18 protein-coding genes are annotated in these 23,376 nt (G+C 34.3%); 6 read left to right on the forward strand and 12 right to left on the reverse strand.

The annotated features are described in order from the left end of the window. Positions 1 to 884, reverse strand: an 884-nt coding sequence (locus tag QVA17_RS06480; RefSeq protein WP_287387165.1) for a glycogen/starch/alpha-glucan phosphorylase, incomplete at its 3' end; no start/stop codon positions are given. Between the two features lie 213 nt (positions 885 to 1,097). Here QVA17_RS06480 and QVA17_RS06485 point away from each other — a divergent pair. Both QVA17_RS06485 and QVA17_RS06490 read left to right on the forward strand, forming a co-directional pair. Continuing rightward, positions 1,098 to 2,621, forward strand: a complete 1,524-nt coding sequence (locus tag QVA17_RS06485; RefSeq protein WP_287387167.1) for a Y-family DNA polymerase — start codon at positions 1,098 to 1,100, stop codon at positions 2,619 to 2,621. After that, positions 2,618 to 3,046, forward strand: a complete 429-nt coding sequence (locus tag QVA17_RS06490; protein ID WP_287387169.1) for a hypothetical protein — start codon at positions 2,618 to 2,620, stop codon at positions 3,044 to 3,046. The genes QVA17_RS06485 and QVA17_RS06490 overlap by 4 nt, the downstream gene beginning before the upstream one ends. A gap of 5 nt (positions 3,047 to 3,051) precedes the next feature. Here QVA17_RS06490 and QVA17_RS06495 read toward each other — a convergent pair whose 3' ends face one another. From QVA17_RS06495 to QVA17_RS06510, 4 genes are all read right to left on the reverse strand, one after another. Next, a complete protein-coding gene (locus tag QVA17_RS06495; protein WP_287387170.1) occupies positions 3,052 to 3,561 on the reverse strand; it encodes a hypothetical protein in 510 nt (169 codons plus the stop codon). After that, positions 3,561 to 4,373, reverse strand: coding sequence for a hypothetical protein (locus QVA17_RS06500; protein ID WP_287387172.1), 813 nt, complete (start codon positions 4,371 to 4,373; stop codon positions 3,561 to 3,563). Before QVA17_RS06500 ends, QVA17_RS06495 begins: the two co-directional genes overlap by 1 nt. A 12-nt stretch (positions 4,374 to 4,385) precedes the next feature. Beyond that, on the reverse strand, positions 4,386 to 5,045 hold the full coding sequence (locus tag QVA17_RS06505; RefSeq protein WP_287387173.1) for a hypothetical protein: 660 nt from the start codon (positions 5,043 to 5,045) through the stop codon (positions 4,386 to 4,388). Between the two features lie 181 nt (positions 5,046 to 5,226). Continuing rightward, positions 5,227 to 6,165 (reverse strand): diguanylate cyclase domain-containing protein, encoded by a 939-nt coding sequence (locus QVA17_RS06510; protein WP_287387174.1) that lies wholly within the window; start codon positions 6,163 to 6,165, stop codon positions 5,227 to 5,229. Positions 6,166 to 6,376: 211 nt separating this feature from the next. On the opposite strand from QVA17_RS06510, the gene QVA17_RS06515 reads away from it, so the two are divergent. Next, positions 6,377 to 6,544, forward strand: a complete 168-nt coding sequence (locus tag QVA17_RS06515) for a hypothetical protein (RefSeq protein ID WP_181022556.1) — start codon at positions 6,377 to 6,379, stop codon at positions 6,542 to 6,544. 57 nt (positions 6,545 to 6,601) lie between these two features. On the opposite strand, the gene QVA17_RS06520 is transcribed toward QVA17_RS06515, so the two are convergent. Beyond that, the gene (locus QVA17_RS06520; protein WP_287387176.1) at positions 6,602 to 7,522 is read right to left on the reverse strand and encodes an AEC family transporter; all 921 of its coding nucleotides are present in this window, start codon (positions 7,520 to 7,522) and stop codon (positions 6,602 to 6,604) included. Positions 7,523 to 7,851: 329 nt separating this feature from the next. On the opposite strand from QVA17_RS06520, the gene QVA17_RS06525 reads away from it, so the two are divergent. Together QVA17_RS06525 and QVA17_RS06530 are read left to right on the forward strand one after the other, a co-directional pair. Then, on the forward strand, positions 7,852 to 9,999 hold the full coding sequence (locus tag QVA17_RS06525) for a PTS transporter subunit IIABC (protein WP_287387178.1): 2,148 nt from the start codon (positions 7,852 to 7,854) through the stop codon (positions 9,997 to 9,999). 14 nt (positions 10,000 to 10,013) lie between these two features. Beyond that, the gene (locus QVA17_RS06530) at positions 10,014 to 10,853 is read left to right on the forward strand and encodes a PRD domain-containing protein (protein WP_027431435.1); all 840 of its coding nucleotides are present in this window, start codon (positions 10,014 to 10,016) and stop codon (positions 10,851 to 10,853) included. Positions 10,854 to 10,966: 113 nt separating this feature from the next. On the opposite strand, the gene ileS is transcribed toward QVA17_RS06530, so the two are convergent. The 6 genes from ileS to QVA17_RS06560 all read right to left on the reverse strand — a co-directional run bounded on the left by ileS (position 10,967) and on the right by QVA17_RS06560 (position 22,691). Next, positions 10,967 to 14,203 carry an isoleucine--tRNA ligase gene (gene ileS / locus QVA17_RS06535; protein ID WP_287387180.1) on the reverse strand — a complete coding sequence of 1,079 codons (3,237 nt, stop codon included), beginning with the start codon at positions 14,201 to 14,203 and terminating at the stop codon, positions 10,967 to 10,969. Positions 14,204 to 14,529: 326 nt separating this feature from the next. After that, entirely contained in the window at positions 14,530 to 15,561 is a 1,032-nt protein-coding gene (locus tag QVA17_RS06540) for a stealth family protein (RefSeq protein ID WP_287387182.1), read from the reverse strand. 105 nt (positions 15,562 to 15,666) lie between these two features. Further along, positions 15,667 to 16,605 (reverse strand): glycosyltransferase family 2 protein, encoded by a 939-nt coding sequence (locus QVA17_RS06545; RefSeq protein WP_287387184.1) that lies wholly within the window; start codon positions 16,603 to 16,605, stop codon positions 15,667 to 15,669. 12 nt (positions 16,606 to 16,617) lie between these two features. After that, the gene (locus tag QVA17_RS06550; protein ID WP_287387186.1) at positions 16,618 to 17,850 is read right to left on the reverse strand and encodes an iron-containing alcohol dehydrogenase; all 1,233 of its coding nucleotides are present in this window, start codon (positions 17,848 to 17,850) and stop codon (positions 16,618 to 16,620) included. A gap of 145 nt (positions 17,851 to 17,995) precedes the next feature. Then, entirely contained in the window at positions 17,996 to 21,487 is a 3,492-nt protein-coding gene (locus QVA17_RS06555) for a DEAD/DEAH box helicase (protein WP_287387188.1), read from the reverse strand. A gap of 190 nt (positions 21,488 to 21,677) precedes the next feature. Beyond that, positions 21,678 to 22,691, reverse strand: coding sequence for a sugar kinase (locus QVA17_RS06560; protein ID WP_027431430.1), 1,014 nt, complete (start codon positions 22,689 to 22,691; stop codon positions 21,678 to 21,680). Between the two features lie 201 nt (positions 22,692 to 22,892). Between QVA17_RS06560 and QVA17_RS06565 the strand changes: the two genes are divergently transcribed. Beyond that, a complete protein-coding gene (locus QVA17_RS06565; RefSeq protein WP_287387190.1) occupies positions 22,893 to 23,333 on the forward strand; it encodes a MarR family winged helix-turn-helix transcriptional regulator in 441 nt (146 codons plus the stop codon). Positions 23,334 to 23,376: the final 43 nt, after the last annotated feature.

The raw sequence follows: 23,376 nt of genomic DNA on the forward strand, positions 1-23,376 counted from the left end.
GATGCTGATACAAAGAAATATTGCTGCTTTAATCTTAATTCCTTACCTGCATAATGATTATCATTTGGATATAACACTTCTACTAAGTTCTTAGCAAGATTTTCCTCTTCAATAGCCTTTTGATAATCTCCCTTATCAAATGAATTTAGATTGAATTTTACTACAGGTTCAGCATCCCATATTCTAAGTGAATTAACTGTATTATTACCGTATCCTAATATTGGCAAATCATATGGAACTGCTATTACTGAGCGATAATCTTCTTGTACAAAATTATCTCGTCCTGTCTTTTCGTCTTTTACAACCTTTACATATCCACCAAATTTCACCTCATATCGATACTCAGCCCTTTTAATTTCAAATGGATAACCATCTCTTAACCAATCATCTGGTGTTTCTATTTGATATCCATCTTTAATTTCCTGCTTAAACATACCATATCTATATCTGATTCCACATCCATATGATGGATATTCAAGTGTTGCTAAAGAATCAAGGAAACAAGCTGCAAGTCTACCAAGACCACCATTTCCTAATGCTGGGTCTGGCTCTTGATCTTCTATTTCATTAATATCTAAATCCAACTCTTCTAACGCTTTTTTAATTTCCTTATACTGCATAAGATTGATCATATTATTACCAAGGGCTCTTCCCATTAAGAACTCCATAGACATATAATAAACAACCTTTGGATCTTCCTTGTCATACTGCTTATGTGTTGCAATCCACTTATCCATAATTAAGTCCTTTACTGCATAAGCTACTGACTGAAACCTTTGCTGTTGACTTGCCTCGTCTAATGTTTTTCTGTATAAAGACTTACAATTTCCAACTACGGCTTTTTTAAACTCTTCTTTATCAAATCTAGCTTTATGTATTGCCATAACTCCTCCATTCTGCTAAGTCTATACTTGATCCCCTCCAAGAAATCGTATAACTTACACCCAAAAAATTCTAAAAATATTATACTAAATCAAAACTATTATTGCAATCTATTATATATTTTAAAAATATAACGCAAAAAAGAATTCTTCTATCGCCAACTTGAACATCTGTTCTAGTTGTGATACAATTATATGCGAAAGGAGTAGCTTTTTATGGAGAATTATTTTATAGCCATTGATTTAAAATCATTTTATGCATCAGTTGAATGTGTTGAGCGCGGACTAGATCCTCTATCAACACACCTTGTCGTTGCTGATGAATCTAGAACTGAAAAAACCATATGTTTAGCAGTTACTCCTTCACTTAAAGCTTATGGAATTTCTGGTAGAGCTAGACTTTTTGAAGTTGTTGCAGGGGTTAAAGAAATTAACGCTGCAAGAAGAATCAATGCAAAGAATCACCAATTTAATTCCACTTCTACAGATGCTACTATATGTAATTCAGACCCTAATGTAGAAGTTGACTTTATAAGAGCTGTTCCTAGAATGCAATTATATATGGATTATTCCACAAGAATTTATAATATCTACCTTAAGTATATTGCTCCTGAAGACATTCATGTCTACTCAATTGATGAAGTTTTCATAGATGCAAGTCACTATCTTAATACTTATAAGATGACAGCTAAAGAACTAGCCCTACATATGATTAAAGATATTCTTAATGAAACTGGAATCACTGCTACAGCAGGGATTGGCACTAATCTGTATCTTTGTAAAGTTGCTATGGATATCGTTGCTAAACATATGCCTGCTAACGAAGATGGCGTAAGAATTGCTCAGATTGATGAATATAGTTATCGTAAATACTTATGGAATCATAGACCTTTAACAGACTTTTGGAGAGTTGGTAGAGGTTATGCTAAAAAACTAGAAGCCCACGGTCTTTACACAATGGGAGATATTGCTCGATGTTCTATCGGCTCTCCTAATGAATATTACAATGAAGATTTACTTTATGAGTTTTTTGGAATTAATGCAGAATTACTTATAGACCACGCTTGGGGATGGGAACCTGTATCAATAGCAGATATTAAAGCCTATAAGCCAAGCACTAATAGCCTTAGCCAAGGACAAGTTCTTCACTGTCCTTATGAGTATGATAAGGCAAGAATTGTTGTTTCAGAAATGGCAGATGCACTTAGTCTTGATCTAGTTGACAAAAAACTAATGACTGACCAAATCGTTTTAACAATAGGCTATGATATTAATAATCTGAATGAACCTAATCGCCTAGCTAATTTTAAGGGTTCAATAAAAGTAGACCATTATGGTAGACGCATTCCTGAACATGCCCATGGAACTGCTAATTTTAATAGTCACACATCATCTTCAAGAGAAATTATTAAATTAGTAGATTCTTTATATGAACGAATTGTAGATAAAAATCTTCTTATAAGAAGAATAACCCTTGTTGCAAATCATGTATTAGCCGAGGATAAAGTTACTAATAACTCGCCTTTACTTGGACAACTTGATTTATTTACTGACTATGACAAACTTGAAAAAGAAACTAAGAAAAAAGAAGAAGAACTAAAGAAAGAAAAGTCTATTCAAAAAGCTCTTCTTGATATTAAAAAGAAATATGGTAATAACGCCATTGTAAAGGGTACTAATTTACAAGAAGGTGCAACTGCCATGGACAGAAATAGACAAATAGGAGGACATAAAGCATGACATTTAATAATTCAGATAAATATGATGACATTATTAACCTTGAACATCATCAATCAAAGCACCATGCTCATATGTCTATACATGACAGAGCAGCACAATTTTCACCTTTTGCAGCTCTTACAGGTTATGATTCACAAGTTCAGGAAACAGCGCGTCTAACTGAAGCCTACAAAGAATTAGATAATTATGACTTAGATAAATTAGACATGCAGATTAATCAATTATTATCTTTAGATGATTACAAAAAAGTTTCTGTAACCATTAATTATTTTTCACCAGATAATAAAAAAGAAGGAGGTAAATACCTCCTTCTAACTGGTTTCATAAAAAAAATTGATGCAATCAATAAAGAAATAATCATGGACAATGATCAACATATAAATTTTAAATTTATAACTGATATTCAAATATCAGATATTTCATAATTTATCTAAGATATATCAAGCATTATTTTTTCAGGATATAGATTTAACAATAATTTCCAGTCACTGTTTTCTATATTCTTCCATTGTTTATCTGTAAAAAGATTTTGATAAATTATAAATGGAAACTTATATATTTTTTCTTCTCCCGCTTCTAAATATAAACTTACATCTTCATTTTCGTCATAATAATAATCCAATGCAACACAATTGGAATAATCTGTTCTGTACAAAACAACTTCGCTTAAATCTATTTTTTGTGCTTCACTTGTATTATTAACTTTAACTGTAATTACATATTCGACATTTTCTCCAAGACCATCATTAAGAGCCTCTTCATCCACATTCTTTTTTACTTCAACATCAAGTAACTCATATGATATACCGTTATGATAGACTTGATAATCAGATTCTATTATATTTGGACTTTTATATTTATGATTTATAACCAAAAATAAAATTGCCCATATTAAGAAAAGTGCTCCTAAAGAAATCTTTAAAAATAGCTTTGTTTTCACTACTCAATATCACCTCTTGAACCTAGCAATAAATAATCTACAACAACAATTATAAAAAACAATAAACCCTCTACAACAAACGGTAAGATTCTAGGTTTACTAAAATAACCTGCCAAAAATGATGTTGGAGCAATACTATCTTTTGAAATGAAATCTCCAATTACACTTAAAAAAAGATTAATAATAGCACCAATTATTACTATAGTATATTTATATTTTACATATTTTGTACAAGCTAATGCTAATATTGCCCAAATTCCTGAAAATACAAATATAAAACCAAACTCAATAATACAATTAAGTAAAGGATAATTATAATAAATATTACTAAATGACGAATGTGGTACTAAGAGTGTAAAACTTGACACTTCAGGTTTTATTGATGGAAAAATTGCCATACACATCAATAAATCCACCAACAATGGTAAGCATACTGTTACTCCACCATTTATAAAAACAGCTATCAATTTGTTTTTTAAATATTTTTTCTTGCCGACTCTTATAAAAACATTTTTCCCTATACATCCTCTAATTTGTGTATAATGACTTGTGCTATATGGTAATGCTGCAAGTATTGGACATAATAAAAGAATCATATACATATAAAATCTATAATCTAGAGCTATCCATGCTTCATAACTACTTACAGGATATAACATATATACATTAAATGCTTCTATAGATCTATTACTAATAAATAAACTGACATCCCTAATTATAAAATGCAATATTACAATTATAAATTCAATAATAAGTGCCAATTTAAATTGAGGTGTTCTAAAAGATTGTTTAAGTTCAAATTTTAATCCCATTTTCCTCTTCCTTTAATTAAGCATTGAAGTGATATCTATATATGATATATAATCGTCAACATTATAATTAGGATCTCCAGAACCTATATTTCCACTTCTTGGCTGTCCACATGGATTTACACAATACTTCAAATCATATTTCTCATTCAAATAATCATTATCAAGTAAATAATAACAAGTTTGCGTTGTACTTTGTTGAGGTTGTAAAACAAATTCAAAAAGTGATTTTCCTTTATTTTCCGGATTGCTAACACCAACCATTTCTGTAGAAACACTTTCATTAGTGCTAGAATCAAACATACATAAATTATTGCTATTTAAATATATCTCCTGTTGCTCCTCACCAACATTTGTTATCTCAACTTTAATCTTTACCAAACTGACATTATCTGACAATCTGCCATTTTTTTTATAGATTTCATCAATATAATTCATATCTTCTGAACTTATATTTTGTTCAATTGAAACATCTAATATCTTATATTTTGTTCTAACTCTTATTGACTCGTGTTCATCAGCATTATCATAATTTACATCTGTATTATAATCTACTGGAACGCTTACATTTTCTTCATCTGATGCAACATTACCAACATTACTTTTCTTGTGTTCAGGTAACAACTTACTAACTATTACTACTAAAACAACCAATACAAAAAATAGGCAAAACAAACCTCTTACTACGTTTTTTTATTTATCTTTTTTATCATATACTGTCTGGACTCCCCCCATATTATTTTTGTAAATATTTTACAACTCTTTTTTTAACTTTTCAACAATTATAACTATTTTATTGCAAAAAAATGACTTTGGAAAACTGCATTATCATTTTCCAAAGTCATTTATATACCATTTATCTATTTACAATATGTTCATCCACATCTAATAAGAACACATAATAAATCATGCCAAAGGTTGGATCATTTACCAAATGTCCAAAATCATCTACAAGCTTTTCTGTACCATCTTTACATTTTATTCTATATCTTATGTAATCTAGATTACCATGATTATCTGACTTGCCTTGTTGAGTATTAATTTCTTTTAAAACTTTATCATATTCATCTGGATGAACGATTCCTTTAAAGGAATTACCAATATATTTTCGAAAATCGTTCATATCATCACATTTAAATAGTTCTACCATGGATTGATTAGCATAAAGAATTTTCTCATCTCCCTTAGCTTCATATACAAAAAATCCTCCTGGAAGGGATTTTGAAAATTCTTCTAAACCAAACATTAATTGGTTCTGATGAGCATTAACAAAGCCTTTTTCATATATTGTGTATCTTGCTCTTCCACGATATTTTGCATCATATAAAGCAATATCGGCCTTTTCTAATAATTCAGCAAAATTCTTTCCATGCTCTGGATACATCGTTACACCAATAGAGAAAGTAAATGGTATCATCATTCCATTTATCATTCTCGCAGGTTTTTGATCCTCGATAAACTTATCTAATTTTTCCTTAACCTCTTCCTTATCTGTATTAATATAAAAAACCACAAACTCATCGCTATCCATTCGTATGACTATTCCCTTATCTAGAAAATACTTACTGATTTCATCCGCACTTTCTGTAATTATCTTATCGCTTACCTTATGCCCAAATGTATCCTTTACATTTTTAAACTTATCACACTCAAAAATAATATAGGCACATTTTTCATCAGGATGTTCCTTAATATAATCATTGATTTCTTCTTCTCCACCTCTTCGATTTAGTAAACCTGTTATAGCATCTTCTTCCGCCAAAAGATAGAATTCGTCTTTCTCATCGTATCCCATATGAAACCTCCTATTAAATTTTCACGATACCGCATATATATTTATTGTAACATATTTTTACATATAAACAAGAGAACATAAACATTTCTAGTACTATAGTATGACGTTTGTGAAATATTTGTAAAATAGGGGTAATTTTTATTGCCAAATAGTTTCCTTGGTGTTAAAATTACAAACTGTTAGAATAGTTGTTTAATTAGGAGGTCAAAAAATGAATGGTAAAGAGTTAACTTTAAGAGTTGAAAGAGTTTCAAGTGGTTTAAATTACTGTGCTTACCTTAACGATAAGAAGGTTATAACTGCTTCAAGCATGGAAGAACTTATTAAGAAGTTAAACAATGATTGCGCAGATATTTACAGCACATTTAGCATGATCTAATTAATATAGAAGATAAATATAAATGCCTAGACATTTTTTAATGTCTAGGCATTTTGATTACATAGTTAATAAATATGAAATTAAAGGTAAAGTAATAATACTTACAAGTGTTGTAAATACCACTGCTCCTGATGCATATTCTTCATTATGTCCATATTTAACACTAAAGGCAGAGGTAATCGCCGCTGTTGGACAAGAAATTAAGATAACGCATACATTTGCAACAATACCAGTTATTCCTGTTAGTTTTACAATAGCAAAACATATTGTTGGTATTACTAGCATTCTTACTAAGATTGTAAAATATATGTCTTTATTTTTCAAAAGCTTAAGGATGTTGCTATCTGCAATAAGCATACCTGTAATAATCATTGATAAAGGTGTATTCATATCTCCCACCTGACCTAGCGGCTGTGATATTACTAGTGGCACCTGTATCTGCGTTAAATAAAAAAACAATCCAATAATTACTGCATATAATACTGGTGTTCTTATAATGCTTTTTGCAATAGACTTTGCACTTATGGCTCTACTCATAATACCTACACCGATTGTCCATAAGAACATGTTAAACATAGTTACAAAAACGCTGGCATATAAAAGTCCTTCTGCTCCAAACATTGCCGTAATAAGTGGAAATCCCATATATGCACAATTTGAAAAGCCAATAGCAAACTGCATTACTCTTCTATCCTTAGAAGGATATTTAAAGCTTACTAAAAATGCAATAACCACACTTACTGCTAAAACTAAGGTGCTAAGTCCTAAAGTTTTTACAAGATTTGGCAAAATGTCTGGATTGAATTCTTGTAAATAAGAATCCACAACCATACATGGCACAATAATATATAATAAAAGATTTGAAAACCACTGCTTTCCTTCTGGTTTTATAATGTTTAACTTTCTAGATAAAAATCCAATAAAAATCAAAATAAATAATACAAATACCTGTTGAAATGTTATATATGCTAAATCCATTTTAAATCCCTTTCCTTAACTAAATCCATGTGATTTTAGCACAGTATTATGCTAAAATTCAATAGTATAAGTTACATTGTTTTATATCAAAAATATATTTTGAATTGACAATTCTTTATATTTATGGTAAATTGTACTCAATCGATTCAGTATGTAACTTTAAGTAGGCATTAACTGTACAATAACACCGGAGGTGTATTGTTAGTTAATGTTTTTTATTGTCTATTTTTTATCAAAGCTTAGATTCCCCCTAAAAGAACATTAAAACTTAATCTACACCTCACAAAGCAATAATACATAAAGTATTGGGCAAAATTAAGGAGGTTTACATGAAAGGTAAAATTTTTGGTGTTTTACAGAGAATCGGTCGAAGCTTTATGCTCCCAATCGCGGTTCTACCAGTAGCTGGTTTGCTACTTGGACTTGGTAGTTCTTTTACAAATGAAACTACTATCGCAACTTATCACTTAGAGGCTATTTTAGGACAGGGTACTATCCTTAATGGCTTACTCACTGTTATGAACGCAGTAGCTAATACAATCTTTGGCAACTTACCATTGATATTCGCAATTGGTGTTGCAATTGGTATGGCTAAAAAGGAGAAAGAGGTTGCTGCTCTTTCAGCTGCTATTGCTTATTTCGTAATGCACTCAGCAATTAGTGCTATGATTACACTTACTAACTATGAAGAATCTGCCATTGATGGTGCAATAACACAGGCTTGTGGTATTACAACTCTTGAAATGGGTGTCTTTGGTGGTATCATCGTTGGTTTAGGTGTTGCCGCACTTCATAACAAGTTCCACAAGATTGAACTTCCAAATGCGATTTCATTCTTTGCTGGTTCTAGATTCGTTCCAATCATTTCTACATTAGTTTACACATTTGTTGGTATCTTAATGTTCTTTATTTGGCCATTTATTCAGAATGGTATTTACGCATTAGGCGGCCTTGTAACAGGTAGTGGTTATGTAGGAACTTTAATATTTGGTTTAATTAAGCGTGCATTAATTCCTTTCGGTCTTCATCACGTTTTCTATATGCCATTCTGGCAGACAGCTGTTGGTGGTACAGCAACTGTTGCTGGTGAGTTATACCAAGGCGGACAGAATATCTTCTTTGCTCAGCTTGCTCACTCAGCAGATATCGCACACTTTAGTGCAGATGCAACAAGATATTTCTCAGGCGAGTTTATCTTCATGATCTTTGGTCTTCCAGGTGCTGCTCTTGCTATGTATAGAACAGCTAGACCAGAAAAGAAGAAGGCTGTTGGTGGTCTTTTACTTTCAGCTGCTCTTGCTTCAATGTTTACAGGAATTACAGAACCTATCGAGTTCTCATTCCTTTTCGTAGCTCCAATACTTTTCGGTGTTCAGGTAATCTTAGCTGGTTCAGCTTATATGATTGCTCATATGCTTAACATCGCAGTTGGACTTACATTCTCAGGTGGATTTATTGACCTCTTCCTCTTTGGTATCCTTCAGGGTAATGCAAAGACTAGCTGGTTATTAATCATCCCTGTTGGTATTATTTACTTCTTACTTTACTACTTTATCTTTAGCTTCCTTATTAAGAAGTTAAACTTAAAGACTCCAGGTAGAGAAGATGATTCAGAAGAGACAAAGCTATACACAAAGGCTGATTATAAGGCAAAGCAGGCTGGAGAAGCTGGTGCTTTATCAGCAGCTGATGAATTAAGCGATCAGATTATGAAGGGTCTTGGTGGTAAGAAGAACATCTCTGATGTTGACTGCTGTGCTACAAGACTTCGTTGTACAGTTAATAAGCCAGAACTTGTAAACAAGGCTTTACTTAAGAGTACAGGCGCTTCAGGTGTTGTAACTAACGGTCAGGGTGTTCAGATTATTTATGGACCTCGTGTTACTGTTATTAAAGCAAATTTAGAAGATTATCTAGAAAAAGCTCCAAATGAGGAGTATATTAATAGTAACCCTATTGAGACTGAAAACGAAAACTCTAAAGAAGCTTCTATGGAAGCTAAGAAACCAAGTAAGACTGTTACTATCTATAGCCCTATGGACGGAAATGCAGATGATTTAGCAACTGCTCCTGATGAGGCATTTGCTGGTAGAATGATGGGTGATGGCGCAGTTGTTACTCCAAATACTGGATATGTTTATGCTCCAGCTGACGGTGAAATCGGTTTTGTATTTGACACAAAGCATGCCATTGGTTTTGTAACTGAAGATGATATTAACTTACTTATTCATGTTGGTATCGACACAGTTAAATTAGCTGGACAGGGCTTTGAAGTTCTAGTTACAGATGGTCAGAAGGTAAAGAAGGGTGAGCCTTTAATGAAGCTTGACCTTGATTTCTTAAGCAAGAATGCACCTTCTGTTACATCTCCTATTATCGTTTCAGATATGGATGAAGATTCTATGAAAATTCATCTCCTTAAGTCAGGTGAAATTAAAGCAGGAGACCCATTATTTGAAGTAGAAATCTTTGAATAAGAATAAATACGGATATGTACAAGGTAAAGAAAGTATTAAATCATAATACGGTAATTGCCGTTAACACAGATGAATTAAATGAATATTTGATTCTTGGCAAAGGGATTGGCTTCGGTAAGAAGCCAACCCAAGAAATTGCCATCAGCTCAGAAGAAAGAATTTTTTCTCTCTCAGAGACAACAGAACGAGGCAATATTAAGGAGTTCATTAAAAATGTATCTCCTATCTACATTGAAATGGCCGATAAAGTTCTTTGTGTCGCAGATGAGAAATTTGATAATGTTGATCATAACATTATTTTTCCAATGGCAGACCATTTAGAGTTTGCTGTAAAAAGAATTGAAAAGGGCGAGGAAATCTCTAATCCACTTATAGATGATATTAAAATCTTATTCCACAGTGAGTATAAGATTGCAGAAACAATTCGCCCACTTTTAAAGGAACAATTTAATATAGAAATTAGTGATGATGAAATAGGCTATGTTGCACTTCATGTACATTCAGCCATTTCAAATGATAAGATTTCTCAGTCAATGGAAATTGCAAGAGCTGTCAGAGAATGTGTCACAATGATTGAAAATGTTACAAAGACTACAATTCGTGTAGATTCCCTTTCTTATAACCGTCTAATGAACCACATTAGATATATGGTAGCAAGGGTTCAGCACAATGAGCCACTTAAACTTAACATGAATGACTACATTCTCAATACTTTCCCACAATCCTTTGGCATAGCTGCTACAGTTTGCGAAGAATTAGGAAATAGCCTTGGTACTAAACTAGATGATATCGAAATAGGTTATCTTGCAATGCATATTGAAAGAGTAAAAACTGATATCGAACAAGATAGCTAATTAAATTTTAGAAAAAAGAAATCGGGAAATGAAATATTTCATTTCCCGATTTTATTATGTCAAAATTTAGTCATGTCTACAATTATGTCAATGTTTTATAGACAACTTATCTTTTATCTTCTTTCAACACCAAGACTTACTTTCTCACCGTTAATATCCCAGTCCTTAGTTGATCCTGCAAGACTATCTGTCTTAATTTCTTCAACTAAGCAAACTGACTTAACCTGGTCTGCATTCTTAGTTACAAGACTTGCTACCTTATCATTACCTGAAATGTAAAGTGTAATCTTATCCATAACTTCAAATCCAGCATCCTTACGCATTGTCTGAACCTTAGAAATAACTTCACGTACAAAGCCTTCTTCTAATAATTCTTCTGTAAGGTTAGTATCAAGTACTACTGTTACACCCTTATCTGAGTTAGCAACATAACCTTCCATCTGAGTCATTTCAATAAGTAAATCTTCCTTAGAAAGTTCGATTTCCTGATCTGCAACTGTAAGCTTTAATACACCAGTGCTGTTAAGCTCATCCATAGCCTTATTTCCATCAAGTTCTGTAAGAGCTGTTCTAATATTATTAAGAATCTTACCGTACTTTGGTCCAAGTGTCTTAAGCTGTGGCTTGAAGGAATAACTTGTAAAGTCTCTTACATCATCCTTATATTCAACAGACTTAACATTTAATTCATCAGCAATAATAGCTGTATAGAAATCATCTAACTTCCAATCTGCCTTAATAAACATCTTACCAATTGGCTGACGGTTCTTAATATTTGTTGTGTTACGGCAAGCACGTCCAATAACTACTGCATCAAGAACATCTTCCATTGTTTCTTCAAGCTTCTTGTCAACAAATTCAGCATTAGCAACTGGGAAGTCGCAAAGATGAATTGACTCTGGAGCTGTCTTATCAATGCTTCTAACAAGGTTCTGATAGATATTCTCTGTCATAAATGGAACCATAGGAGCTGAAATCTTAGCAAGAGTTACAAGTGTTGTATAAAGAGTCATATAAGCATTAATCTTATCCTGCTCCATACCCTTAGCCCAGAATCTCTCACGGCTACGTCTTACATACCAGTTAGATAATTCATCTACGAAGTCTTCTAGAGCTCTAGCTGTTTCTGTAATCTTATAGTTAGCTAAGTTCTCATCAACTAATGTTACAAGTGAGTTAAGCTTTGATAATACCCACTTATCCATTACTGAAAGCTTATCATATTCAAGTGTGTACTTTGTAGCATCGAAATCATCGATATTAGCGTAAAGTACGAAGAATGCATATGTATTCCAGAATGTACCCATGAACTTTCTCTGGCCTTCTGAAACCCATTCATCCTTAAATCTATTAGGAATCCATGGTGCTGAATTCTCATAGAAATACCATCTAATAGCATCAGCGCCGTGCTTCTGTAATGCATCAAAAGGATCAACTGCGTTGCCCTTTGACTTACTCATCTTCTGTCCATCAGCATCCTGAACGTGACCAAGTACAATTACGTTCTCGTATGGTGCCTTATTAAAGAGAAGTGTTGAAATAGCAAGAAGTGAATAGAACCAACCTCTTGTCTGATCTACAGCTTCTGAAATGAACTTAGCTGGGAACTGCTTCTCAAATAAGTCCTTATTCTCAAATGGATAGTGATGCTGTGCAAATGGCATTGAACCTGAGTCAAACCAGCAGTCAATAACTTCTGGAACTCTGTGCATTTCTTTACCAGTCTTAGGTGACTTAATAACAACCTTATCAATGTATGGTCTATGAAGTTCTACCTTAGCATCTTCTGGGTTACCAGAAAGCTTAGCAAGTTCTTCTCTGCTGCCGATACAGATTCTTTCTGTACCATCTTCTGTTTCCCATACTGGAAGTGGTGTACCCCAATATCTGTTACGAGAAATACCCCAATCCTGTACATTTTCAAGCCAAGCACCAAATCTACCTGAACCAATTGTCTCAGGAATCCAGTTAATTGTCTTGTTGTTAGCAATTAAGTTAGCCTTTACTTCTGGGTCTGACATTTTAACAAACCAGCTCTCTCTAGCATAGTAGATAAGTGGTGTGTCACATCTCCAGCAGTGTGGATACTCATGCTCAAACTTAGGTGCATCAAACAACTTACCTTCAGCATCTAAGTCCTTAAGTACTAATGGATCAGCCTTCTTAACAAATGTACCAGCATATGGAGTTTCCTTAGTTAATTCACCCTTACCATCAACGAACTGTACGAATGGAAGGTCATACTTACGACCAACCTTAGCATCGTCTTCACCAAATGCAGGAGCGATATGTACAATACCTGTACCATCTGACATTGTTACATATGAATCACATGTTACAAAGAAGCCCTTCTTATTCTGCTTAGCAGCTAACTCACCAGCACAAGCAAATAATGGCTCATATTCCTTATGTTCAAGATCACTACCCTTATATTCTTCAAGAATTTCATAGTCAAAGCCTTCGCCTGAACCCTTTGCTACAAAATTACCCTTCTCGTTCTTATCAAGCGCTTCGCCCTTTACTGTCTTTCCTTCCTTAACTGATAATCCAGAAAGTACTGAATCAAGTAAAGCCTTAGCCATATAATAAACCTTATCTTCAGCTGTCTTAACCTTTACATAAACTTCATCTGGGTTAACACATAAAGCTACGTTACTTGGAAGTGTCCAAGGTGTTGTTGTCCAAGCAAGGAAGTAAGCATCTTCACCAACGCACTTAAATCTTACAACTGCTGAACGCTCTTTAACTGTCTTATAACCTTGGGCAACCTCGTGTGATGAAAGAGGTGTACCACATCTAGGACAGTAAGGAACAATCTTAAAGCCCTTATATAATAAGCCCTTTTCCCAGATTGTCTTAAGAGCCCACCATTCTGACTCGATGAAATCATCATCGTATGTTACATATGGATTATCCATATCAGCCCAGAAACCTACTGTAGATGAGAAATCTTCCCACATACCCTTGTATTTCCAAACTGAATCCTTACAATGCTTAATAAATGGTTCAAGACCGTATTCTTCGATCTGCTCTTTACCATCAAGGCCAAGCATCTTCTCTACTTCAAGTTCTACAGGAAGGCCGTGTGTATCCCAACCAGCTTTTCTTGGAACCTGATAACCCTTCATTGTTCTATATCTTGGAATCATATCCTTAATAACTCTTGTAAGCACATGTCCAATATGTGGCTTACCATTAGCTGTAGGAGGACCATCATAGAATGTGTATGTTTCTCCTTCCTTACGACTATCAATACTCTTTTGGAAAATGTCATTATCCTTCCAGAATTTCTCTACTTCTTTTTCTCGTGCGACGAAATTCATGTCTGATGATACTTTCTCGTAAACCATTGTTCTTCTTCCTTTCTTTGTCTTATTACAACAAAAGCCCCACTGCCGTAAACGGCAATGGGGCGAAAATTCACTCATTATTAACCAATTACGACATACCAGCATATGCGTCCCTAGATTTCTCCTAACGATGGGATTACCGTCCTTGCTTACTCTAAGCTTATAGCTTATTTCTGCTTGGCTGCTCGGAAGTGATGTTCAATTAAGTTCTACTGGTACCGGCTCACACCAACCCGGCTCGCTCTTAGCTTCAAACAAAATCTACTGTCTTCGTCTACGCATTTTAATTAATTGTAGTTAATATATAGAAAAAAGTCAAGCTCCTACTAAGCTACTTCTGAATCAGAATTAGCATCTAGCTCAAAAGAGGACTTTTCTGGCAATACTTTCTCAAATGCCTCATAAATTTTTTGTCTATGAATAAGAAAATCTTCTTCGCTCTCATCAGAGGAATCATTAAGAAGAAAAATCTTCTCTTTCTTATTTACAACAATATCCACCAAAGTATCAATATCCCAGTTAACATCTGTGTAAAAGCCAAGCTCGCCCACATTAATAGGATTAAAATCACCCTTGGCAAATCTCCAATAACGCATCATCCAATGACTAAAGTCATAAGCAGTTCTAAATTTATTGTGACACATTTTATCAAGGACTTCTCCTTCTTCTTTCCAAATCTCCTCAAAAGTTGATTTTTTATGCGCTAGGGCTAAATGCTGATTTTCAAAACTTGAATATCTCTTCGTTAGTCTATTAACCGCATTCGTTATATTCTCCTTTAATGGATAATTAGGATTTATCCATTTTGAAAATGGCTTGTGGCCGTAAAAGTGCTTATTAATTAAGCTCATGTTATTAAAGACGGTATAGTAAATCTGATGTCCATAGACGTAATTTACCATGGTTCTTGAAAAGAGACTGTCACAAACCTTATCATTTTTAAAAAACATCTCTTCCTTAATCTCATCAATAACATACATGTCATCGTTAAAGAGCACGAAATTCTCTGATAAGTCCTTAATCCTATGTAGGTTTAGCTCAATAACGTTGGAATTATAAGTGGGCAAATATTCCTCTGGAATAAAGTCCTTGTGATTAACGATTCTAAGTCTCTCATTCTTAGTGTTAAGAAACTTTGGCAAATGTCCCCAAGTAATAAAGAATACCTTATTAATCCAAGGCATATTCTTTTCGATTCCTCTAAAGAAGAATTCTAATAAATCATAATCTCTAAAACAAGAAGATGGATTTATCTGCTTATCTTTATCCGAGAGTTTATACTGACTTCTTTCCTTTTGCCATTCCGTATCTGAACCGTCAACCCATAATACTACTGCGTCAATTTTTTTGTTTTTCATAATTTTCTAGCCTTCTTAAAATGTCCATTGTTATAAAGTGGAGCTTTAAAATCCACTTCGTAAGTTTCAAAAAACGCAGTGACACTTTGTGCCACTGCGCTTATTTTAAGCTAAAGCAAGTTTAATTGCAAATATTGTATATTTAATTTTTGATTTTATAGGGTTACCTTTTGACTTAAGCATATGTCGCATTTTTTCAAAATACTTGCCCTTATAAAATTTTCTAGCTTCCTTATCTAAATCTAACCAAACTTCATGTATATTGAAAAGGTATACTTTCTCCGCTAGTGCTTGTAATTCATCCATCTTATTAGCTTTATAATAGGCAATATGCTTCTCTAGCCAGAACATTCTTTGTTCCTGTTCTTCTATACTAAAATTTCTCTTAGAAGTCATTATGCTTCCTGGTCTATCTCTATACATATAAAGAGCTTTACTAGTCCAGGCTATTTTCTTGGCTTCAAACATATATTCACGCATTATATATGCATCTTCTGCAATTTTTAAATCATAGAATGGATGTTTTTTCACTATGTCCTTTTTGTACAATTTATTCCATACAACACAAAAGACGCCCATGTCATTATAGAGTCTCTTCATCATTCCCTCAGAATCAGTTACAAAGTTGTAATCAGTAGCTTCTTTAGGATAAACAAAGTTAGTTGTTCCTGGTACATTTCTATAAAAACGACAACCAGCAATATCTGAGTCTGTTTCTTTTAATAGCTTATATAGTTCTTCAATAAATGTCTCTTTTATACAATCATCACTGTCCATAAAAGCTATATAATCACCTGTTGCTAGTTCTACTCCTGCATTTCTTGCTTTACTTATTCCGCCATTTTCTTTATGAATTACTTTTATTCTAGTATCTTTCTTACTAAAATCGTCACATATTTTAGAACTATTATCAGTTGAACCATCATCAACTAGTATAATCTCTAAATTCTTATAGGTCTGATTTATAATGCTTTCTACACATTCTTCTAGATAGCTTTCAACATTATAAACTGGCACTATTACTGATATAGTTTCTTTTTCCATTCTTACCTCTTACTATAAACACATTCTTAAAATCTTACTTATATCCTCTTTTGTTAAAGGCACGAAAGCATTAGATAAATCGTTATACTTAATAGTATCCTCTGCCATTAAATCAATCTTAGAATCATCGATTCCGATTTCTGTAAGTGTCATTGGAATACCGCATGCCCTAAAGAACATCTCTGTTCTATCGATGGCCTCATTAGCAATGATGCTTAACTCGCCCTTTGAAAGGCCGTCAATGCTATCAAGCTCACCTCTGATGTTCCATACATTATGACCGTACTGTGCAAACTTAAGTACAGTATCCTTATTTAAAATGTATCTCATCCATCTAGGTGTAACAATAGCAAGGCCTACACCATGAGTTATATCATAATACGCACTGAGCTCATGTTCAATAGGGTGACATGTCCAAGCTCCACCTGTACCACAAGACATAAGTGAATTAAGAGCTGTAGTTGATGCCCACATTAAGTTAGCTCTAGCCTCGTAGTTGTCTGGTTCCTGAAGAGCTACAGGACAATACTTAATACATGTCTTTAAGATTGACTCACAGAAAGACTGTGTAAGATAAGCGCCTGTATCCTTTCTAAAATACTGTTCGAAAGTATGGGACATAATATCTGCTGTACCAGCAGCTGTCTGAATTGCTGGAAGTGAAAAAAGATATGTTGGGTCACAAATTGCAGCTCTTGGTATAAATTCCTTAGAGCTTGTACCAAGCTTCTCATTTGTTTCCATATTGGAAACGACAGCATTTTTATTACACTCAGAACCTGTTGCGGCAATTGTAAGAATTGCAATAACTGGTAAAACCTTACCAATCTTATTGCTATCAAGAACCATATCCCATGGGTCTCCGTCATAGTAAGCACCTGCTGCCACTACCTTAGAGGTATCAATAACTGAACCGCCACCGATGGCAACTACAATATCGATATCATTTTCCTTACAAAGCTTAGCACCTTCTCTAATCTTCTCAATCTTAGGGTTAGGTTCGATTCCATTAAGTTCGCAAACCTTGCAGCCCTGTAAAGCTTCCATAGCATCGTTATAAATGCCATTCTTCTTGATACTTCCACCACCATAAACTAAAAGTACGTTTGGTTTTTCTAGTTCCTTAATTTCACCTAACTGGCCAAGTGCCTGTCTATTATACTTAGCCACCAATTCCTTTAGGCTCTTAATCTGGCCCTTGCCAAATCTAACATCAGTACGAACGTAGTAATTAAAATCTAGCATGCTAACCCTCCTTAAAATACATTAAAATATGTGTTTTTATACTTATAGCTGCGCACCTATAAGATACGCAGCTATATAACTATTTAACTTTACCTCAATAATAGCATTTCACTATTATATAAATCAATAAAGCTTCTAACAAATACTAATTTTTATTAAACAACTTAAGAAGGTCATCCTTAGAAAGTGAAGAAATAGCCACACCTTCTGCAGAAAGTACCATATCTGCAAGTTCCTTCTTACGATTTTGTAATTCCATAATACGCTCTTCAATTGTGCCCTTAACAATGAGCTTAACAACTGTAACTGTATTCTTTTGGCCGAATCTATGGGCTCTATCAGTAGCCTGATTCTGAGCTGCCACATTCCACCATGGATCATAGTGAATTACCATATCTGCTGCTGTAAGGTTAAGACCTGTACCACCAGCCTTAAGAGAAATAAGGAATACATCTACCTTACCCTCCTGGAACTTCTCAACAAGTTCCATTCTCTTTAATTTAGGTGTCTGACCTGTAAGCTTAAGAGTTGTAATATTCTTCTCTGTAAGTCTAGCCTCAATCTTTTCAAGCATTGATGTAAACTGAGAGAAGAGTAAGATCTTATGACCACCCTCAACTGCTGATTCTACTAAGTCGATACATGTTTCTAACTTAGCGGATTCATCGTTGTAATTTTCAAAGGCAAGCTTAGGATCACAACATAACTGACGGAGACGCATAAGTTCAGCAAGAATCTGTAACTTATCTTCCTTAAACTGCTTGTTGTCCTTGCTGCCAATCTGATCCACAAGGTTCTTTTCTGAAGCGTAGTATAACTTCTCCTGCTTAGCTCCCATCTTAGAGTAAACAACCTTCTCAACCTTTTCAGGTAAGTCTTTTAATACGTCTGACTTCTTACGTCTAATATAGAATGGAGAAATAAGGTCTTTTAATGCCTTAAGGGTTGCATCATTTTCCTTTTCAAGGTCTTCACCGACGCTAACGCCCCCAACAATATGCTCCTCAAATCTATCCTTGAAGTTCTTATACTTGTAAAGATATCCAGGCATAAGATAATCGAAAATGCTCCATAACTCGCTAAGTCTATTCTCAATCGGTGTACCAGTTAAGGCGAAACGTGTTCTTGAATTAATAGACTTTACAGCCTTTGAAACCATAGTTCCCGGATTCTTAATATACTGAGCCTCATCAATAATCTGGCAATCAAAAGAGAAGCCCTCGTATTCCTCAATATCTCTTCTAAGAGAATCGTAAGAAGTGACATTGATGTTGTATTCGTTGCAGTGGCTAATCTGCTCGTTACGCTCTTCCTTGCTACCTGAGATTACATTTACCTTTAAAGAAGGGGCAAACTTCTCAATTTCTGCCTCCCAGTTATAAACAAGGGATGCAGGACAGATTACCATATGGTGCTCTTCCGGTCTTGTGGCAAGGAAACTAATCATCTGTAAAGTCTTACCAAGACCCATATCATCCGCTAAAATTCCACCAAAGGAGAATTCTGAAAGAGCGCAAGCCCAGTTAAAACCTTCCTTCTGGTATTCACGAAGTGTAGCATTTACAATCTTTGGCACCTTGTGCTTTTTATTCTTTAAATTCTCGAAGTTCTTAATTAAGTTGTCGAATTCCTTATTAGTTCTAAACTTAATACCTTCCTTGTTCTCCATCATAAGAGCATTTAAGTGAAGGGCTCTAAAGAGCTGAACCTCTGTCTCACCGCTTAAGAATTCCTTCTTTGAAAGACCAAGTTCGTCCTCTAACTGAGCAAGTTCCTCAATATCAGTTCCGGCAATTCTAAGTACCTCGCCGTTCTTTAATCTAAAATACTTCTTCTTCTGTCTGTAGGCATCAAGAACTTCATAGAGTTCTTCTCTAGTCATACCCTCAACGTCCCAAGAAACAGTTAAGAGATTTCCCTTAATTGCAAGGCCACCAGAAATTGGCTTATTTACCACTACCTTTAACTTCTTAAAGGCTTCTGATGCAAATGTATCGGCGATTTCCTCAAACTTAGGGATACCTTCGTCAATAAGTCTTGCAAGGGCATCGTCTTCATTTTTAGGTAAAACCCATAACTTACCGCTTCTACCACTGAGGAAATATTCGTTAAGCATGTGCTTAATTCTAGCTTCCGCCTTGGCATTACGTCCTGAAAGGTCGTTATCTACTGCGCCTTCACCTAAATCAACTACCTTATCGCCATACTTAATAACACCGCTACAAATGATGTTACCTGTATTATCAACGTCAAATCTTAATTCACACACGCCGTCCTGCTTTGTGTAATCCTCAAAGTTTAGACCTGTAACCTCAAGCTGTGTGTGCTTTTCTAGCTTAGGAAGAATTGTTTCTGCAAATGTACCAAAGTCGCCGCTTGATACCTTCATCTTGTTATTCTCTTTCTTCTTAATGCTATATTTATCAAATCTATCTTCACTTGAAGGTATAACATATTCTGCAAATACCTTTAAAATCTCGCCCATAGCATCTACATATCCCTTAGATAGGACATACATTGTAGAATCAATAAGCATGATTCCCATATCAAGACCATCGAGGTAGATATATTCTGGGAATTCGATGTTGGCAAAGCCAAGCTTCTCATCTGCTGTAATCTTTACGCTAATCTCAGGATCTTCCTTGACTATCTTAACTCTCTTATTCTCAAGACCCATAAGCTCGATTTCAATCTTATCAAGTGTATTAAAGAAAGCTCTATAGTTATGAGGCTTAATCTCTACTGTCTTATCTCCTGAGGCTCTGTAATAGTACTTTGAAAAATTATCATTATTCTTGTACTTCTCCTCAAGGTAAATACTTGTACTTAAGAACTTAACAAGAGGTCTAAACTCTGGTGCAAAGCTTGCTAGCTCATGCTTAAACTCTAGGTTCTTACCATAATTTACCACTTCTCCTGTGTTCATAGCCTCACAGAATTCAGCTATATTCTTAATTACATACTTATATCTATCACCAACTCTAAATTCAGCAAAAATACCTGTAACTGCTAAATTAAGAGTAACTTCCATACCTAAATTACTAACACCGTTTATAGATTCATACTTAGAATACTCATCCATAAGTTCATCGTTCATAAGCTTAAAAAGCTTCTGTGAAGTTGTAGAATGCTGTTCAAGACTGCTGCCTGAAAAAGCGTCTCCTAGTCCATCCACACCCTTTTGTACGCTGCCCTCAAGGCCCATATCTATTAAAGAATCAAGAAAGCTATTGCCAGTTGATTCATCATCTATTCCTGCTTCAAAACTATACTTAGTTTCCTCAGATTCAAGTAACTCCCTAATGTCATCTAATTTCACCAACTTATTAGTCTCTAAGGCAAGAGCTGTAATGTGCTTACAAAATCCCTTGTGTCCCTTCTTTGATGGACAGGCACATTCACAATCATTTATCTTAACTGCCTTAACTTTATCGTCTAATGGTTCAAACTTAATACTCGCTCCGTATGTAGTTCCTTTTTCGTCTAGGACATCACCTGCAACTGTTAAATGTCCGCCTTTTCCTTTAATTATTTCAATCTTCTCAATTGCACCGCTTTTGTATAGTGCTTCACCTTTACTATATGTAGATAAAAGCGTCGATTGTGCCTTTATTCCACCTTTTGGAAAAACTACCATATATAACCTCACTAAATTTTCATAACAAATTTTCCGCAATAATATATTATACTACAAATCCTAATAAAATTCCCCTATTTTTTTCATATAAAAAAAAGACCTATGGAAACTAGAGCGATGTTTCTAGTTCCATAGGCCTATAAATCCATGTTTATTCTATTGTTAGCCTAGATTAGCTTTAAAGCACAAATTATCTCTGTACATCAAAAGATGCATTAGTCATAAGTCTCTTAATCTGGTCTACACTTGTAATGTTAGTATCACCTCTAATAGCGTGCTTCATTACTGAAGATGCTACGGCGAAGTTTACTGTATCTTCGGCAGACATATTCTCCATTAAGGCATAGATAAGGCCTGATGAAAATGCATCACCACCACCAACTCTATCTACAATTTCAAAGTTAATAGTCTTGCTTTCGTAAGTCTCGCCATTAGTGTAGTAGAAGGCCTTAAGTGAGTTATTGCTACCAGAATGTACGTAACGTACTGTTCTAGCAATAGCCTTCATATGATACTGATTATCAATCTCTCTAAAGACTCTATCCATCTCTTTAAAAGATGGGTCCATTGTTAAGCCATCCTTATAATCTGTACCATCTTCTCTATATAGGTGAATTGGCTCAATACCAATTAAAACATCAACGTATGGAAGATACTTTGATAATACGTCTCTTGCTGTTTCAAAAGACCAAAGTGTACTTCTAAAGTTAGGGTCAAAACTTACTGTGAGACCTAACTTCTTAGCAGCCTTAACGGCTCTATCTACAAGTCTTCTACAATTGTAAGAGAGAGCTGGTGTAATACCACTTAAATGTAACCAATCGTAATTCTTTAAGATCTCTTCAAAATCCACGTCTTTATAGTCATATTCAGCAAATGCTGACATACCTCTATCGTAAATAACTGAAGATGGACGTACTGAAACGCCTTCCTCTAAGTAATAGATACCCATTCTACCATCAGCCATAATGATTTCTTTTGTATGGACATCGTTTGACTTAAGATAGTTCACTGTTGACTTTCCTAAATCTGTATTAGGTAATACTGTAAAAAATGTAGAATCTACACCTAAGTTAGCAAGTGATACAGCTACATTAGCCTCTGCGCCACCGTAGTTAACTCTAAAGTCATGAGTTGTTACTATCTTCTCATAATTAGGTGGAGATAATCTTAACATTAATTCTCCAATTGCTATAAATCTCATCTAGTTTCCTCCCATTCTAAATCCTTTAGAAACTAGTTAAAATGATACTACACAGCGCATAAAATTGCAACAAAGTGAACTTTTATTTATATACATTTTCGAAATATTACAAACTATTAAAAAATTTATAGAAGCCTTGCAAATCGATATTCATTAATATATAATTTAGTTATTAATGAAGTTAGGTAAGGTAGCAGATAAATGGATATTTATGAATCTCTAAACAAGATTTTGGTCGATCTTTTTAATGACATTTTGGATATCGAGGAAAAGGCATTAATAACAGAAGAATTCAAGGATATTTCTGTTAATGATATGCATATTATTGACGCCGTTGGTATAAAGGATCCTCAAACCATGGGAGAGATTTCAAAAACTTTAGGAGTAACAATGGGAACTCTTACTATTGGTCTTAACAGACTTGTAAAGAAGGGCTACGCTGTTAGATATAGAAGCGATAAAGATCGTAGAGTTGTCTATGCTACACTAACTGAAAAGGGAATTGCGGCATATTTTCATCATCAGAAATTCCATAAGAAGATGATTGAGAAGGTTACAGAGGATTTAAGCCCAAGCGAGGCAGAAACTCTTGTAAAGACCTTTGATAGACTTGAGGCTTTCTTTAAGTCTTATGATAACTAGTTTTAAAAACTATTAATCTTCTTATGTCACTAGCTAAAGTTGC

Source organism: Lachnospira sp. (assembly GCF_016290755.1).
Classification (GTDB): Bacteria; Bacillota; Clostridia; order Lachnospirales; family Lachnospiraceae; genus Lachnospira; species Lachnospira multipara.